Here is a 16,082-nt window from a genome sequence, read left to right as displayed (position 1 = left end):
TAGTGAGGATAAATAAATATGGCTACAGTTTTAGTTGTTGAAGATGCTCCTTCTCAGTTGGAATTAATCAATAGTTTTTTAAGAGACAGTGGACACACAGTAATTAAAGCTAGTGATGCCAAAGATGGGATGAGCAAAGCAATAAATCATCGTCTGGATGCGATTATTACTGATGTGGTAATGCCAGAAATTAGCGGATTTGAATTCTGTCGCCAACTGAAAAAAAATCCAGTAACTCAAAAAGTCCCAATTATTATTTGTAGTTCTAAAAATCAGCCGATTGATAGGATTTGGGGAATGCGACAAGGTGCAAAGGTTTATTTAACTAAGCCTTTTACTAAACAGCAATTACTAAATGCGCTCAAATCTCTTGTAGAGTGAGAGAGGTAATTCGTAATTAAAAGAGTCAGTACATGGCTACTAATCTAGAAATTGACGAAAACTTAATTAAGGAAGCTCTCGAACTTGGTGGTCATCCAACTAAGGACGCGGTTGTTGAAGAGGCATTACGAGAGTATGTGCAACGTCGAAAGCAACTGAAAATTCTGGAGCTATTTGGCATGATTGAATATGACGATGATTATGACTACAAGCAACAGCGTCGGAGTCGATGAAAGTCATTGTTGATACTTGAGTCTGGTCTTTAGCTCTCAGAGGATGTTTTAAAAGTCTAATTTATTACTAGCCTTGGCGACTAGAAGTCGCGGCTACACAGACAAAACCCACCTCCGTGGGTTAAAAACCGCTGATTTTTCATGCTCAATTGTTTGTAGTAGGTTACTTACTCGCATACATAAATCGTAGAAAATTTCAATATTTGGGATTATTATTTATATATATTATCCTTGAGCAGTTTTAAATTGCAAATGCTTTCTGGCAAGGATCGGAAAAAATTTTCATCAGCATTTATGTATCGAATATTTTGTAACCTACCAATGGTTTTTGGTAAATATTCTAAAGCGTTGCTACTTATATTTAGGTAGTGAAGACTTTCCAATTCACCAATACTTTCTGGCAAAGACGTTAATTTATCATTTCCTTTAAGATTAAATTTTTTTAATTTTTTCAACTTACCAATGGTATCGGGTAATTGGTGCAACTGCCAATTGCTACTAATCTCTAAGTATTCCAGGTTATCGAGATTCCCAATTGTATCAGGCAATAACTGTAGCGCAGTTTCGTGAATGTTAAGGTAGGTCAAAGATTTAAGTTCTCCAATAGTATCGGGAAGTTTATCAAAACAATCAAGACTACCCATACAACCCCTAATTTGTAGTTTCTTAAGATATTTCAAGTTGCCGATAGTTTCTGGTACTTCTTTAAGTCTCCAACAATCACAAATATCTAGATCGCTTAAACTTATAAGATTGCCGATAGTTTCAGGTAGATACTCAAGTTGACGATAATCATAAATCTGAAGTTCTGTCAAACTACCGTACTTTCTATCGTTTTCAATAATTTGCTCAAGTTCTTCTAGAGTGTGCAAAGAACTCATAAAAATTCTCCGTAGATTTAGGTGGAACAAAGTGACCTGCATTCACAAGCTACATAATTTTTAATCTAGAAGTGTCGCGGTTTACTAGGGGCGATCGCACAAAATGTAAAGATAAAGTAAAAAAGCGATATTGTTCTGCCAGCCTAACGTAGTAGGATTGTTCAAGTGAAAGGGTAAGCCTTGCGGAACGAGTAGCCATCGATCGCTAGCAGGCACCCTAAAATGAGAGCAAAAGACGATTCCTAAAACAAGCACATTCCATGCGTATTTCTCTAAATTGGCTGCGCGAACTAGTAGAGATAAAACTTACTCCAGAAGAATTAGCCGAAACCCTGACAATGGCGGGGTTTGAGGTAGAAGAGATTGAAGACCGCCGCACTTGGGCAAATGGCGTGGTTATCGGCAAAGTGCTTGAGCGTCAACCCCATCCCAACGCCGATAAATTGAGTGTTTGCCAAGTCGATATCGGTGCAGGTGAGACTTTAAATATTGTCTGTGGCGCTGCCAATGTGAAGGCAGATATCTATGTGCCAGTGGCAACTACGGGAACTTACTTACCCAACATCGATTTAAAAATTAAACCTGCAAAACTGCGTGGTGTCCCTTCTCAGGGCATGATTTGTTCTTTAAAGGAACTCGGTTTGCCCACCGATGTCGATGGAATTCATATTTTTACCCAGGAAAATTTACCATTGGGTAGTGATGTGCGGCCGTTGTTGGGTTTAGATGATGTAATTTTAGACCTCACGGCAACTGCTAATCGCGCTGATGCTCTGAGTATGGTAGGCGTAGCACGAGAAGTAGCAGCATTGACTGGTGGAAAGTTGAGCATTCCTGAACCTGGTGAAGTATCAATTACCAAAAGTGCCGGAAATTTAGCTTTAAAAATTGCCGATACCCAAGCTTGTCCTGCATACATCGGTACGGTAATTGAACAGGTTAAAATCGCTCCATCTCCCGAATGGTTGCAACAGCGTTTGCGGGCTGCTGGAGTCCGTCCCATTAGTAATGTTGTGGATATTACTAACTACGTTTTGTTGGAATGGGGACAGCCACTACACGCCTTTGATTGCGATCGCCTAAAATCAGTTGCAAGTAGCGAAAATTTAACCATCGGCGTCCGCTTCGCCACTGCTGGAGAATCCCTCAAAACCCTGGATGGACAAACTCGCACCTTAGCATCCCAAAATTTGTTAATTACCGCCAACGAGAAACCCGTTGCACTGGCGGGAGTCATGGGTGGGGAAGAAACGGAAGTCCATCAAGGGACTCAAAGCCTAGTTTTAGAAGCGGCGTTATTTGATTCCGTAGCAATTCGCCGTTCTTCCCGGAGTGTTGGGTTAAGAAGTGAAGCTTCTGGCAGATACGAACGGGGAGTTAACCGGGCTGAGTTGGAAATAGCTAATCGCCGCGCCTTATCCTTAATTAGCGAATTAGCTAGCGGAATTCTTGTCCAGCAGGAAATTGCCGACACTCGCCCCGATCCTTCTACTTGGAGTCGTTCTATCGCCCTGCGTTTAGAACGAGTTAATCAGATATTGGGGCCAATCGATTTAGAAGAGGACACAGGCGAACTCCAAGGACAAGATGTTGAGCGCATCCTGACTGCATTGGGATGTCAATTGACTCCTTCAGGAGAAGATACGAACCATCAACCTACGTGGTCAGTTTCTGTTCCACCCTATCGTTACCGCGACTTAGAGCGAGAAATTGATTTAATTGAAGAAATCGCCCGACTCTATGGCTACAACAAATTCTGCGATACCTTACCAGAAAAAGCAGAAGCTGGTTATCTGCCTTTAGATGAGGAATTGATTCGCAAATTACGAGCTTTCCTTCGGGCTGAAGGGTTGACAGAATTAATCCACTATTCTTTAGTCAAACCAGGAGAAGACAGAAATATAGTACTGTCAAACCCCTTATTTGTCGAATATTCAGCGCTGCGAACCGATTTGATATCTGGGCTGGTTGATGCCTTTCAATACAATTTAGAGCAGGGTAATGGTGCTTTGAACGGCTTTGAAATCGGGCAGATTTTCTGGCAAGAAGAAGACGGTTTGCAAGAAACAGAAACCCTCGCTGGGATTGTGGGAGGCGATCGCACTTTAGGCAAATGGTCAAAAAGTGGACGCGAAGAACCCATCACCTGGTTTGAAGCCAAAGGCATTTTAGAAAGTGTATTTCGGCAACTTAGCTTGCAAATCGAATTTCAACCCGATCGCCGCGACGATCGCTTACATCCAGGACGCACCGCTTCCCTGTGGATTCGGGGTAACAGACTGGGGATTTTTGGGCAACTCCATCCCCAACTGCGACGAGAAAAAGGCTTACCAGATTCCGTTTATGTTTTCCAGTTGAATCTAGATGTGCTTTTAGATTCTCTGGGAGAAGATGAAGTTCTTGTGCCAACATTCCAGCCTTATTCTACCTATCCAGCTAGCGATCGCGACATCGCCTTTTTCGCACCCGTGAAAATCTCAGTTTCCGAAATTGAAAAAGTAATTACCAAAGCTGGTAAAGATTTGCTCGAATCGGTGGAATTATTTGATGAATATCGCGGCGAAAATGTCCCCGAAGGACAGCGGAGTTTAGCATTCCGCTTAATTTATCGGGCTAGCGATCGCACTTTGACTGAGGCAGAAGTCGAACCAGTACACAATAAAGTCCGCGAAGCTTTAGTGGAAAAATTCGGCGTGAACTTGAGAAGTTAGTCATTTGTCATTTGCTAAGAGTGAGAAATTAATAATTCCTCACTCCCCGATGCACAGCCTGCAAAATCTAAAATCTAAAATCCAAAATCCAAAATAGTCTTAACCATGCCTAAATATGTACTCTGGGGAACTTACTGCGAAGACGTTCTCGAAAAACGCGCCCCCCACCGTGAAGCTCATTTAGACGGATTAGCAAAACAGAAAGAATCCGGTGTGCTGATTACCATCGGCCCCACCAAGGATGTTACAAAAATTTTTGGGATTTACGAAGCCGAAGACGAAGCCACTGTGCGCCAGTTGATTGAAAACGATCCTTACTGGAAAAATGGCATCTGGACTGAATATTCTGTCAAAGAATGGATTCAGGCTTTTTAAATTGGTATGGGGCATTCTTGACAGGTTAAGGTAAATAGACTTTTGTCAAATGGTAAAGCTAATTTATCAGCTACCGCGTCTCCCAAGTCAACTAATACTGCATAAAAATCTATTTAATTTTTTGTGCAAGCTTAAGCAATCGGACTCCTGCCATATTTTTCAAATAAATCATTTAAAGCTTCTGCCAGCAATCCTTGACTACTTCGGTCTTTGTCAAGTGCAAATTCATCCCGCCTTTATACAACCCTAAAGATTGTGTAAAGGTTAAATAAAACACAATTTTTTTCTTTGAGGTCAAGCACACTTGTACTTGTTAAGACAGCCTACCAATAAGTGACAACACTTAAAAATTTAATGTTCAAAATGAACTACAAGTACGCAATACTCTTGGGAATCGTGGCATTCTCCAGTTTTCAAGCTCCAGCAAAAGCCGGTTCTCTGCTGGGAACGGCGAATGACTTCGGAGTCTTGGGTGGCTCGACGGTGACTAATACCGGCCCGTCCGTCATCATGCAATCTCTGGGTGTCAACGCAGGTTCTTCAGCCACTGGCTTTTCTCCAGCGGTCGGGGTCGTGAACGGAGGGATATTCACATCTGATGCAGTTGCGGCTCAGGCTCAACTGGATAACGCAAGTGCGTACAATTATTTAGCAAAATTGAGTCCCACTAAGGAGTTGACTGGTCTGGATCTGGGTGGAATGACGCTCACACCTGGCGTCTATTCTTTTAGCTCATCGGCTCAGTTGACAGGAAAACTCACGCTCGACAATCTAGGCGACCCCAATGCGCTCTTCGTTTTCCAGATAGCCAGCACGCTCACCACCGCAAGCAACTCGTCTGTTGTCACAACCAACGGTGAAGCTCCCAATGTGTTTTTCCAGATCGGCAGCTCCGCGACTCTCGGAACCTACACTCAGTTCATGGGAAATATTCTAGCGCTCACGAGCATCACCCTGACTACTGGCGTAAACATTGACTGCGGTAGAGCCTTGGCGCAAAATGGTGCCGTGACGATGGATACCAACAAGGTCTCCAGCACCTGCTATACAAAGCCACAGGAAGTAGCAGCACAGGTTCCAGAACCTGACTCATCACTTGGTGTTATCGGCTCTGGGATGGTGGGTCTATTATTCGCCTTCAACAAAAGATTTAGAAAAGGGTGGTAGGTTGCAAATAGTTTTTTGAAATACTTGATTGGCAAAGAGTGTAGCAATCTATGGTAGAAAAAGATAGGCCCCGAATTGTTAATCAGACTTATCTGTTTAAAATGTTACCAGTATTTTACCAAAAGCATAATAATAATTAAATAGAGGGGGATGAGGCGAGCAACGTTCGCCTCATCCCCCTCTCCCCATAGCCGATTATCATTCTTATTAAGACTGTTTTGAGTATTTTAACTGATTGATAAAATGCACTTTATCTTAAACTCTCATGAATGCCCCATTCCCCACTTATGAAAATTTGGCAGGTTGATTTTTATCGTCGTCCCTCACAAGATGCGTCTGGACAAATTTTATGGGAGTTGTTGATTTGTGACGCAACTCGCAGCTTTAAGTATGAAGCCGCTTGTCTCCAGTCAGCAGCAAATTCTAATTGGGTTGCGACTCAACTTGAGCTAGCTGCTGGTGAAAAATTGCCAGATGTAATTCAGGTGTTTCGTCCTCAGTCTTTAAGCTTAATTGAAGCGGCTGGACGCAACTTAAGTATTAATGTCGAACCTACCCGCCACACCTTGGCGTTAAAGCAGTGGTTACAAGAAAAGCAATATCCCTCAACGCTGGATAAACCACCCCCAGCACCATTACCAGAAAACCTCTGGGGAGAACAATGGCGTTTTGCAAGTTTAACTGCTAGTGATGTAGAAACGAGATTTAGCGATCGCCCCATTCCCATTTTGCACATCCCAGAACATCTTAAACCCATCAATTTGGGTTTAGCGTCAACAGTCCCCGTCCCAGGTGTGATAATTTATGGGGGACGGCAATCGATGCGCCTAGCCCGGTGGTTGCAGCAAGCCCGTCCTGTAGGCTTGAATTACATATCTGGCGCACCAGATGGCTTAGTATTAGAGGCTGGCTTGGTAGATAGGTGGATTGTTGCCACATTTGAAGATCCAGAAGTTACAACAGCAGCCCAAACATTTGAACAACGGAAACAACAAAGCCGTGGATTGCATTTTTTGTTAGTTCAACCTGATGATTCCGGGATGACTTATAGCGGCTTTTGGTTGTTGCGGGCAGAAGATTGATATTGATTGCCAAAAATATTTGTCCGCTTAATTACTATAGCTAAAAAGTGAGGCGAAGCCGATGTCTAACGTGCCTATGTAGGTAAGTAAGGTATATAAACTTGGCAAATTTTAGTATGATGATAAAATCATACTAAATAGTAATACTAAAAAGTAATATAGATGCTCAAAGTCACAATTACCTTAGAAGAAGACATTTTGCAATTTGTAGATCGGTATGCAGAGGGTAACCGTAGTGCATACATCAATACACTGTTGGCAGAACACCGCCGCCAAATTTTGGCAGCAGAAATGATTGCAGCCCTGAAGCAGGATGCTGAAGATCCAGAATTTCAAGCTGAAATTGCTGCTTGGGATAGTGTTGTTGGGGATGGCATAAATGCCAGGGAGTAATTTAACTTATCGGCGAGGAGAAATACGTTGGGTGAATCTTGAACCAACAATGGGGGCTGAAGCAAAAAAAATCCGCGCTTGCTTAATTGTGCAAAATGACATCATGAATCAGTATGGGTTGCTGACAATTGTCATGCCATTTCGGCCCGGAAGTAAACAAGCCCCTTATGTTGTAAATGTGAAAGCAACACCAAATAATGGACTAGACCAAGACCGTTTTATAGATGTTGGGCAAATTCGTGCTGTTGACCATAGTCGTATTTTGGGTTTGGTGGGTGTGCTGGAGTCAGAATACTGGGAACTTATTCGTACAGCTTTAAATGTAGTTCTGGGATTTGTGGTTTAGGGGTGTTAGGGAATACAAATAGAGATTACAGCAGAAATCATGTATTTGAACCACACCTGTCGTAGGGGCGCAAGGCCTTGCGCCCCTACCGCGTGGTCTATTTACCTGAAAATAGCTGTAAAGTGAGGCGAAAGCGATCGCTCGATATCATAGGGTAGGTATTGCCAAAAAAATCTGGAATAGGTGCAATATTATTTAAAGTAATGCCCACCTCACTAAGTTGCCTTTCACCACTGCCCTGAATTATCTTCCTGTTGCAAGCCTATCAACTGTCGCCGCTTCCAAGCATAGTGAAGAATATTAATTCCGAGTTCCTGAGCTGTACGAATAGTCAATCTGGGTAAACTCAAATCTCTATCCAGTCCCCAAGCAGTTGCTAAATCACCAATACCTAAAATAATTCCTCCCCCAATTAATAGTTTAATCTGCTGTTGATTAACCATTGGCAAGGCAGCAAATAAGAAAGGTTTTGTCCTTAAAGGATGACTCCGTTGTAATTCTTCTAAAGGTCTTAAAGGACTTTCTAACTGTTGTGCCAATGCTTGAGTACTCTCAATCAGAAGATTAGCATTTGTTGGTGCATCAACAAAAAGCACACCACCTAAATTTAAGTAATTTTTTAAAGATTCAAATTCAAGACTATTTAAAGAAATAGCCTGTCCACCTGTTAGATAAAGTATGTCATAGTCTTGGATATTTTCTCCTAAAGAAACCTGGCCTGGTTCATCAGCCCCTCGCAAACTAGGATATAAAGGTTCTACTGCTTGTAACAAATACGAAAGGCTGAAAAAATTACGCGCACATTCTGGATCGCTATGATTCGCCTGCGCCATACACACAAGTGCTTGGGGACGCATTTGTGCTTGACGGCGATAACGCAAATCAATATTGTTATATCCAGGAAAGAAAGCATCCGCAGGTTGGTTAATTTCAGTATGTCCTGGTTGCAGGAGTATGCGGCATATTTCTATTTCTGAACTAGCTGGTGTAGAGTTTATTTGGTCAATTCGATAAGTTTCTTGAACAACATCTCTTTGCTGTCCGCGCCGCAATTCATCAGGGTCTACATAGCTAACTACTAAGTAGATCGTGAGTGGTTCTGAACTTGCTACTTCTAGATCGATAGGAAAATCATAAGAAGTCGGTACAACAATTAGATTACCTGCTAAATCAATTGCAATACCAGGCTGAATTTGCACCCAACGTCCATCTCGATATCTAGCTTCTACTTGGCTTGGGGCAGCCACATCTCGGATGCCTAAACCGCAGACAATTCCTGGTTGATTTAAACTTTGATATTGAGCATTTTGCCGATTCCGGTGGTAATCATGGGCTGTGCGCCAGCGTTCCGCATTGATTAGTAACCCGTCTGCGGCTTGCAGGCGTTCAAAAGATTTAATTGGTGGGGGTGGGAAAGGATGGGACATAGCATTTTTGGATTTTAGATTTGGAATTAATAATACTAGCTATTCAATTTGGGATTTTATTTAATTAGGAGGCTGTTCGATAGATAATTCATAGGTGCAAAAAGCAGGTTTTTCTTGTTCTATGATTCTTTGGATAAGTTGTTCGTTGATGATGCCACTAGAAATATTTGAACGCAAACGCACTATAAAATGATATGGTTGCCCACCTGCTAAAACTGCATTTCCTAATTGTGCGCCTCCTATAATGAAACTTGGGCCAAAAGGTTCTGTAATACTAATATGTTTATCAGCTTCATTCGGTAAATCTTCGTCTAGAGGTAAACCAGTATAAAGATGTAAATAGAGACGCAATCCTTTACGAGTTCCCCGCCAGCGATAAAGTTCTACAGCCCGGCGAATTAAACGCCGCTGTTGCTGAAGATCCCAAACAGAATCTACTTGCCAAGCAACCCAATGAGCCATAAAGGGTAGTAATGCTTGCGGTGCTGTCAAAGGATCGAGGTTTGCCCACATGACATTGTAACTATCAACGATTGGTTGAAAAGCTTGCTCAAATATCTTCATGAAGCGACCAATAAAGTCTACTTCCCGATACAAAATTGGCAAGAACTCCATGTAGGCAGTGTAGGGACGGATATATAAATCGAAATACTCGCTTCTCTCGATTTGTTCGTTGTCAGTGCCTGGGTCTATATGTAGAGTAATTAGGCTGCGAAAATTGAGAGTTAGTTTGTCTTTTTTTCCAGGGGAAATCGCTTCTTGGTCTTCAAAAAATGTGTCGGGAATTAAGAAGTAGAGGACAGCATCCATTTGTCCGCGAGGCGGTATCTCGCTGCCTTCTGTGCCAATCTGACACCACTGGGACGGAAAGTTTCCCTCAACGCTCAAGCTCACCCGCAAAGGACGCTGTTCTAAGTTTTGTACTTGCACAATCATCTCGCTGGGATGCCCAGGATGCAAGAGTAAACTACGTCCAGCTACATCCATAGTCGCATTTGCAAAAGCTAAACCTGCCACAGGTAAAGCTTCGGGAATTTGCATTGGCGTTAATTGAATGCGTACAGATGGACTAGAGCGACTTTGAACCATAGCTTCTTTCCTGATTACTAAATGTAAATGGGTTTGTCCTTTGTCGCTTGTTGTTTGCAAATAACCAATGACAAATGACAAATGACTAATCAGCGATTAAGGATCTGAATATCGTGATTAGAACGCAGATTTGTATCAGCCCAAGAACATATCAAACCTTCCGATCCTGGGTCAATCAGCTGTTCTGGCGATGGTTGTCGTCGCCAATTTTCTCCTTGCTTGCGGATAGGAAACAGCAAGACCGGGCCTAAATGACGCACGCCTGGAGTTTGTTGCAACAAGACTACAATATCCGATGTATAAAGGGGTCGCCCAAATGGCCAACCTTTGGCGTCGATTCCTCCAGTTAATGGATTTAAATATTTATACAGCGATCGCTTTAAATTCCGAAGAATTTCTTCTCTGGCAAAAGGGTTATCATAGGTAGGCTCTAAAGCAACTTCTGCCTGTACAGAAACTCCTACGTAATTCGGTTCTTCTAATTCTATTTGTACCCCTAATAACCGTCTTTCATCTAAGTAACTCAAAATTTGCTCTTGGAGTGCATTACTAAGGGCAAATTGTTCTGGTGCCATGCCATCGCCTTGAGCGATCGCATCTGTGTTTGCATAGGGAACTATCAGCAAACTAACTATACCAGCTTGTCTTTGAGAATTCGCTGGCAAACAGCGGACGCGAGCGATCGCACCTGCGCCTGCTTGTTGAGCTAAAACTTCAAAATCTTCGGCAGTGACAGCGCGATCGCGCGTGCGGAGGATACGGGGAGCTTTGATTACAGCTTGCTCCAGTGATTCAGCATCCGCACCATTGATTGCTGGTACATGATTTATGACACTAGCAATATATGGATATGCAGACTTCAAAAACTGGATTGTCCCAGCTTGAACATTGCCTTCTCTACCACCGCCTGTACGATAAGCAACCATTTTAATCTCTGAGTCACGGGGAGGAATTGCGCCGTACTGGTGTTGAGACTGGTTGTTTTCCAGAGTACTAACTTGTACAGATGTGTCGTTTTGTGATGGTTGCTGGATTCGCGTTCGCACTTGTGTTTGCTGTTTAAGTTGGCTAGGTTCTCGAATCAGCGGCCCAAATTGGATTGTACCAGCGATCGAATCGATGGTGTAATGAAAGTGATGCGGCCCGGAATCAGCAAAATCTCTCACCTCAGTCCACTTCTGAGGCAACCCACCAGCAGGAGTAACTAAGATATATTCATTTTCTTTGCGTTCTAAAATCGGTATGCTTTGTAATTCAAAAGTCTGTCCAGGTTTACCATCACTGATTCCTAGACGCTCATCTTGAATGAAAGTACTGTGACTAGCCCGTACCGTACCACCCATTGACTGCACTGCTAAACCAGTAATTCGTGGTGGACGATTGTAACCAGATTGATTTGTTTCTGTGACAGTAAAGGTACAGCGTAGCCAGCGACCCCGGTAAGAGGTAAAGTTGGTAACAGGCCAATTTTGCGGTAAATGCAGACGGACATCTGCTCCTTGAGACGGGTTAACACCCTCTTCCGCAAGTTCGTAAAAACTGAAACCGCGAGTGTCATCATCTGACTCTTGCAATAAAACTGGTTGCCAATGTTCTCCATCCCAGGCTTCCCACTTCCGAGGCGGTTGATTGGGGTTAATACCAGCAGGCGTAGCTGCGGCTCCTTGAAAAGTAATATCTAGAACATTACCATCTAAAGGATCGTCAGAAGCGATCGCTAAATAAAAGCAGTTACCAGGCTGGGGTTCCTCTTCAAATATCGATAATTCATTGCCTGTCCAGAAACCGTTAGGCTGACGAGTCCACGAACTTGTGACTCTTTCTCGCAGAGATTGGGGAATGTCTTCGGCGGTTTGGGCAGTTAGGAAGTGTTGTATCCGGGGTGTGCCGATAATTAAAGGATAATCTGTACTAAAAGTGATAGCTTCTGTGGTTTCAGTTTGGATAGTTGAGGCTTCTAATCCTGCCGGAATAGTAAAGGTTTCAGGCAGTGCAGCGCTTAAATAAAAAGTTAATTCCGTGCGGGCTGGGGCGGGAGGGTGGAGACGAATACCCAGTAATTCTAGAAAAGCTACATAATTTTTTCGAGGTACTTGGTTAAATCTGAGCAACATCTGGTCAGTTAACCAAGCAAATAACTCAATTAGCGTAATCCCTGGATCGCTGAGGTTATGGTCTGTCCATTCTGGACAGTAGCGAGGAATACGCATAATACATTCTTCCACCAAATCATCAAAGGCGCGATCGTCTAAGTTAGAAGAAGGTAATTTCGGTAAAAAGTCAAAGTTCACGATTCCTCCCCACCTGAAACCAAATAATAAGGATAAACAAAGCTATAAATATCGGGGCCGTCTTTGAGTCGATAATTGATGATGATATCCACTCTGCCACGCACGGGGTCAGGATCGGTCAGAACTTCATCGATAATAATGCGTGGTTCCCAAACTTCTAAAGCTTCTAAGACATAAAGCCGGATTCGCAGTAGAGTCTCGCTATTCAAGGTTGCAAACGCCAGTTCTGACAAGCGAGATCCAAACGTAGGTCGATAAACCCGCTCACCCACTCCAGTGCGGAGGATAATCCAAATAGATTCTTTAACTTTTTGCTCTTCACGACTAAGTTGTATCCCACCTTGCACACTTAAATGCAGTGGATAAGCCAAACCTGTCCCTAAATAGTCTCTTTGCTCACCATAAACCATATTTGGCACTTAGACAGCTGTTACATGGATATCTTCAAAGATATCGGCACAGAAGGTTTAAGCCTATTCGCCAAAGGTCGAGGTTGAAGAGGCAGGGGGCAGGGCGAACGAATCTTATTTACTAATAAAAACTAAAAAAGATTTCAAGTGGATCTTCTATCACTGCAAAGTGGTCAGCAATTGTGATTTTGGGCTTCAGCTTCACTCTAGCAAATTGCTTATCTGGGGAGTCTATCTGGGGAGTAGGCGAAATCTCCATTTTGTCACGACGACATTTAATTTAGTCACTGTAAAAAAAGTCAGGTTTACCCTTCCCTCAGCGCCCAATTTCGACATCTTCCAGGATGCCAAGTGCGTCGGGGATGAGAATGGCTGCGCTGTAGTAGGCGGTGACAAGATAAGAAACGATCGCTTTTTCGTTGATACCCGAAAACCGCACAGACAAACTGGGTTGGTATTCATCAGGGATACCCGTTTTGTGTAGACCTATCACCCCTTGGTTTTCTTCTCCAGTCCGGAATATCAAAATAGAGCTAGTACCCTCCTTGGAGATCGGAATTTTGTTACAAGGAAAAATCGGATAGTTGCGCCATGCAGGTACAATCTTGCCGTTGACCTCCGTGCTTGGGGAATAGATTCCACGACGGTTACACTCCCGGCTAAAAGCAGCGATCGCGCGAGGGTGAGCTAGGAAAAAATGGGATTTGCGCCGCCGAGAGAGCAATTCATCAAAATCATCTGGAGTTGGTGGCCCGGTGCGGGTAAAGATGCGTTGCTTGAGATCGGCATTGTGCAACAACCCGAAATCAAGATTATTCAGCATTTCGTATTCTTGCCGTTCCCGCAACGCTTCGATAGTCAGCCGTAATTGTTGCTCCGTCTGGTTCATGGGTTCGTTGTAGAGGTCAGCAACTCGTGTATTCACCCGTAAAATGGTTTGAGCGAGGCTTAACTCATATTCCCGTGGTTTCAAGTCGTAATCAACAAATGTCCTGGGTAACTCAGTTTCCTGAGTATGACCCGCAGTCATGGCGATCGCCGCTTGATTATGCCGATCCTGGGGTTTACTCAATATAGCTCTAAAGCGATCGACCTGAGCCTGAAGCGTTGCAGACTGGTTCATCAACTCCCGAAATGCCTGTACCGACAAAGACAAAACTATGCAGCGCGTAACAGCTCTCAGGCTAACCTCCCAAGTTTCTTGAGATAGAACTATAGCTTCGCCACCAAAACAATCGCCATCAGCTAAGATATCCCGTAAAGCTTCCGCCTCATATTTGCCTGCCTTCAGCTTATTAACTTTACCATGAGCAATTAATAACACCTGGTCGGCTGGTTGACCTTCCTCTACAATTACCTCACCTGGGGCAAATTCTTGTTGTACAAAGCGGTCTGCTAAAGCGTTGAGTACCTCAATATCCTCAAAACCACGCAGTAAAGATAGTTCACAAAGGGCTTGGGGAATGACCCGCACCTGGCTCCCTGTATTGGTAAAGCTGACCCGTCCATTACCAACATCATAGGTCAAGCGACGATTAACCCGATAGGCCCCACCCTTAACTTGTACCCAAGGCAACATCTGTAACAACCACCTGGGGGTAATGCCTTGCATCTGGGGCGGAGTTTTCGTGGTTTTGGCTAAATTCCGCGCCCCTTTTGTGCTTAAGCTTATCTGGAGTTGTCGGTTTTCTCGATCTAAATCAGGCCTAATCAAAGCATCTGTCATAAAGTTAACGTTTCATACAACTAAATTTACATTCCTAAGAGAGAGCATCAAAGAGTAAGAGCGAACGGTCGTTCGCCCCTACTTTGGAGAGGATGTCCGACTACTTAGAGACCAATTTCTATATCTTCAAGGATGCCTAGTGCATCAGGAACAAGAACGGCTGTAGAGTAGTAAGCACTAACTAGGTAAGAAATAACGGCCTTTTCGTTAATACCCATGAAGCGGACAGACAAACTAGGCTGATATTGATCGGGAATATTCGTTTTGTGCAGACCAATAACACCCTGGTTGCTTGCTCCCACACGCATTAACAGGATCGAGCTAGTACGCTCTTTCGTAACGGGAATTTTATTGCAAGGATAGATGGGAATACCACGCCAAGACGGAATTGCACTGTTACCCATAGGGATAGGGTTGGGATAAAGTCCAAGGGCGTTGCATTGCCGACCAAACGCGGCAATGGTGCGGGGATGAGCTAAGAAAAAGCTCGGTTCTTTCCAAACAATGGAGATCAATTCATCGAGATCGTCAGGAGTTGGAGGGCCGCTGCGAGTGAAGATGCGTTGTTGGAGATCGGCATTGTGTAACAGTCCGAAGTCACGATTGTTAATCATTTCGTGTTCTTGGCGTTCCCGTAATGCTTCAATGGTGAGGCGCAATTGTTCCTCAGTCTGATTCATGGGTTCGTTGTAGAGGTCAGCAACCCGTGTATTGATTTGCAAAATGGTTTGAGCGACACTTAACTCATATTCTCGTGGATTGAGTTCATAATCTGCAAAAGTCCCAGGTAATACTGCCTCTGCGAGGTGGCCGGAGGTAATATCAATCGAGGCTTCCCCGTATTGGTTTTTGGGTTGGCGCAATTTTTCCCTGAATTGATCCACTTGCGCTTGTAACGCCTCAGACTGGTTAACCAGGTTTTGAAAGGCTGCTTGAGGCAGAGACAAGATGGTGCAACGGGTAATCGCTGTGAGGGTCACATCCCAAGTATCCTCGGCTTCGACTAAAGCGTAGTCGCCAAAATGATCGCCATCGGCTAATACACTCAAAACAACGCGATCGTCATACTTGCCTGCGCCAATTTTGTTGACTTTACCATGAGCAATCAGCAATACTCTATTGGCTGGTTGACCTTCTTGGATGATGACATCACCCGCAGCAAATTCTTGTTGTACAAATTGACTAGCTAAGGCATTTAACACCTCGACATCTTCAAATCCCCGCAATAAAGGTAACTCAGTGAGTTCTTGCGGAATGACCTGTATTTGGATTCCTGTACTAGTAAAGCTGACCCGTCCATCCCCAACCGTATATGTTAAGCGGCGGTTGACTTGATAGCTACCCCCCACGGTTTCTACCCAAGGCAGTAGTTTTAAAAGCCACCGTGAGGTAATTCCCTGCATCTGGGGTTGGGTTTTGGTGGTGCCTGCCAATTTCCGCGCCGCTTCAGTCTGCAAACTCATTGGCAGTTGCTCAATTAGATTTTCTAGGGGAGTGTTTGCTGTATTAGTCATGATGAATCTCCATTGGTAATGTTTGTTGACAAGTTATTCGATTGACCGGAATAGGG

Annotated in this window: 16 protein-coding genes and 1 pseudogene; 8 read left to right on the top strand and 9 right to left on the bottom strand. The window is 43.7% G+C overall.

Annotated elements, in window-relative coordinates; genetic code table 11:
• The first annotated feature begins 18 nt into the window (after positions 1-18).
• The gene (locus V7L01_RS08350; protein WP_335033644.1) at positions 19-381 is read left to right on the top strand and encodes a response regulator transcription factor; all 363 of its coding nucleotides are present in this window, start codon (positions 19-21) and stop codon (positions 379-381) included.
• A gap of 32 nt (positions 382-413) precedes the next feature.
• The gene (locus V7L01_RS08345) at positions 414-614 is read left to right on the top strand and encodes a type II toxin-antitoxin system VapB family antitoxin (RefSeq protein WP_322645460.1); all 201 of its coding nucleotides are present in this window, start codon (positions 414-416) and stop codon (positions 612-614) included.
• A 212-nt stretch (positions 615-826) separates the two neighbouring features.
• On the opposite strand, the gene V7L01_RS08340 is transcribed toward V7L01_RS08345, so the two are convergent.
• Together V7L01_RS08340 and V7L01_RS08335 are read right to left on the bottom strand one after the other, a co-directional pair.
• A complete protein-coding gene (locus V7L01_RS08340) occupies positions 827-1,495 on the bottom strand; it encodes a leucine-rich repeat domain-containing protein (RefSeq protein WP_335033640.1) in 669 nt (222 codons plus the stop codon).
• A gap of 49 nt (positions 1,496-1,544) precedes the next feature.
• Complete coding sequence (locus V7L01_RS08335; protein ID WP_335033639.1) at positions 1,545-1,694, bottom strand: hypothetical protein; 150 nt, start codon at positions 1,692-1,694, stop codon at positions 1,545-1,547.
• A 61-nt stretch (positions 1,695-1,755) separates the two neighbouring features.
• Here V7L01_RS08335 and pheT point away from each other — a divergent pair, with 61 nt between their 5' ends.
• Together pheT and V7L01_RS08325 are read left to right on the top strand one after the other, a co-directional pair.
• On the top strand, positions 1,756-4,206 hold the full coding sequence (pheT, locus tag V7L01_RS08330; RefSeq protein ID WP_335033637.1) for a phenylalanine--tRNA ligase subunit beta: 2,451 nt from the start codon (positions 1,756-1,758) through the stop codon (positions 4,204-4,206).
• A gap of 105 nt (positions 4,207-4,311) precedes the next feature.
• A complete protein-coding gene (locus V7L01_RS08325; protein ID WP_335033635.1) occupies positions 4,312-4,581 on the top strand; it encodes a YciI family protein in 270 nt (89 codons plus the stop codon).
• A gap of 131 nt (positions 4,582-4,712) precedes the next feature.
• Here the strand turns inward: V7L01_RS08325 and V7L01_RS35410 are convergent.
• Positions 4,713-4,790: pseudogene (locus V7L01_RS35410) on the bottom strand (ribbon-helix-helix domain-containing protein); the annotation flags it as partial.
• 124 nt (positions 4,791-4,914) lie between these two features.
• On the opposite strand from V7L01_RS35410, the gene V7L01_RS08320 reads away from it, so the two are divergent.
• The 4 genes from V7L01_RS08320 to V7L01_RS08305 all read left to right on the top strand — a co-directional run bounded on the left by V7L01_RS08320 (position 4,915) and on the right by V7L01_RS08305 (position 7,569).
• The gene (locus tag V7L01_RS08320; RefSeq protein ID WP_335033633.1) at positions 4,915-5,748 is read left to right on the top strand and encodes an ice-binding family protein; all 834 of its coding nucleotides are present in this window, start codon (positions 4,915-4,917) and stop codon (positions 5,746-5,748) included.
• 287 nt (positions 5,749-6,035) lie between these two features.
• Entirely contained in the window at positions 6,036-6,830 is a 795-nt protein-coding gene (locus tag V7L01_RS08315) for a Tab2/Atab2 family RNA-binding protein (RefSeq protein ID WP_335033631.1), read from the top strand.
• Positions 6,831-6,992: 162 nt separating this feature from the next.
• Positions 6,993-7,223, top strand: a complete 231-nt coding sequence (mazE, locus tag V7L01_RS08310; RefSeq protein WP_335033629.1) for a type II toxin-antitoxin system MazE family antitoxin — start codon at positions 6,993-6,995, stop codon at positions 7,221-7,223.
• Positions 7,210-7,569 carry a type II toxin-antitoxin system PemK/MazF family toxin gene (locus V7L01_RS08305; protein ID WP_335033627.1) on the top strand — a complete coding sequence of 120 codons (360 nt, stop codon included), beginning with the start codon at positions 7,210-7,212 and terminating at the stop codon, positions 7,567-7,569. Before mazE ends, V7L01_RS08305 begins: the two co-directional genes overlap by 14 nt.
• Before the next feature lie 227 nt (positions 7,570-7,796).
• On the opposite strand, the gene V7L01_RS08300 is transcribed toward V7L01_RS08305, so the two are convergent.
• From V7L01_RS08300 to V7L01_RS08275, 6 genes are all read right to left on the bottom strand, one after another.
• Complete coding sequence (locus V7L01_RS08300; protein ID WP_335033626.1) at positions 7,797-8,996, bottom strand: DUF4159 domain-containing protein; 1,200 nt, start codon at positions 8,994-8,996, stop codon at positions 7,797-7,799.
• A gap of 60 nt (positions 8,997-9,056) precedes the next feature.
• Positions 9,057-10,085 (bottom strand): phage tail protein, encoded by a 1,029-nt coding sequence (locus tag V7L01_RS08295; protein WP_335033624.1) that lies wholly within the window; start codon positions 10,083-10,085, stop codon positions 9,057-9,059.
• Positions 10,086-10,174: 89 nt separating this feature from the next.
• Positions 10,175-12,376 (bottom strand): putative baseplate assembly protein, encoded by a 2,202-nt coding sequence (locus V7L01_RS08290; protein WP_335033622.1) that lies wholly within the window; start codon positions 12,374-12,376, stop codon positions 10,175-10,177.
• Positions 12,373-12,786, bottom strand: a complete 414-nt coding sequence (locus V7L01_RS08285; protein ID WP_335034171.1) for a GPW/gp25 family protein — start codon at positions 12,784-12,786, stop codon at positions 12,373-12,375. Before V7L01_RS08285 ends, V7L01_RS08290 begins: the two co-directional genes overlap by 4 nt.
• A 316-nt stretch (positions 12,787-13,102) precedes the next feature.
• Positions 13,103-14,512, bottom strand: a complete 1,410-nt coding sequence (locus tag V7L01_RS08280) for a family 2B encapsulin nanocompartment shell protein (protein ID WP_335033620.1) — start codon at positions 14,510-14,512, stop codon at positions 13,103-13,105.
• A 104-nt stretch (positions 14,513-14,616) separates the two neighbouring features.
• Positions 14,617-16,026, bottom strand: a complete 1,410-nt coding sequence (locus V7L01_RS08275; RefSeq protein ID WP_335033619.1) for a family 2B encapsulin nanocompartment shell protein — start codon at positions 16,024-16,026, stop codon at positions 14,617-14,619.
• Positions 16,027-16,082 lie beyond the last annotated feature (56 nt).

Source organism: Nostoc sp. (genome assembly GCF_036917095.1).
Lineage (GTDB): Bacteria > Cyanobacteriota > Cyanobacteriia > Cyanobacteriales > Nostocaceae > Nostoc.
This window is presented reverse-complemented; position numbering and strand designations above follow the sequence as displayed.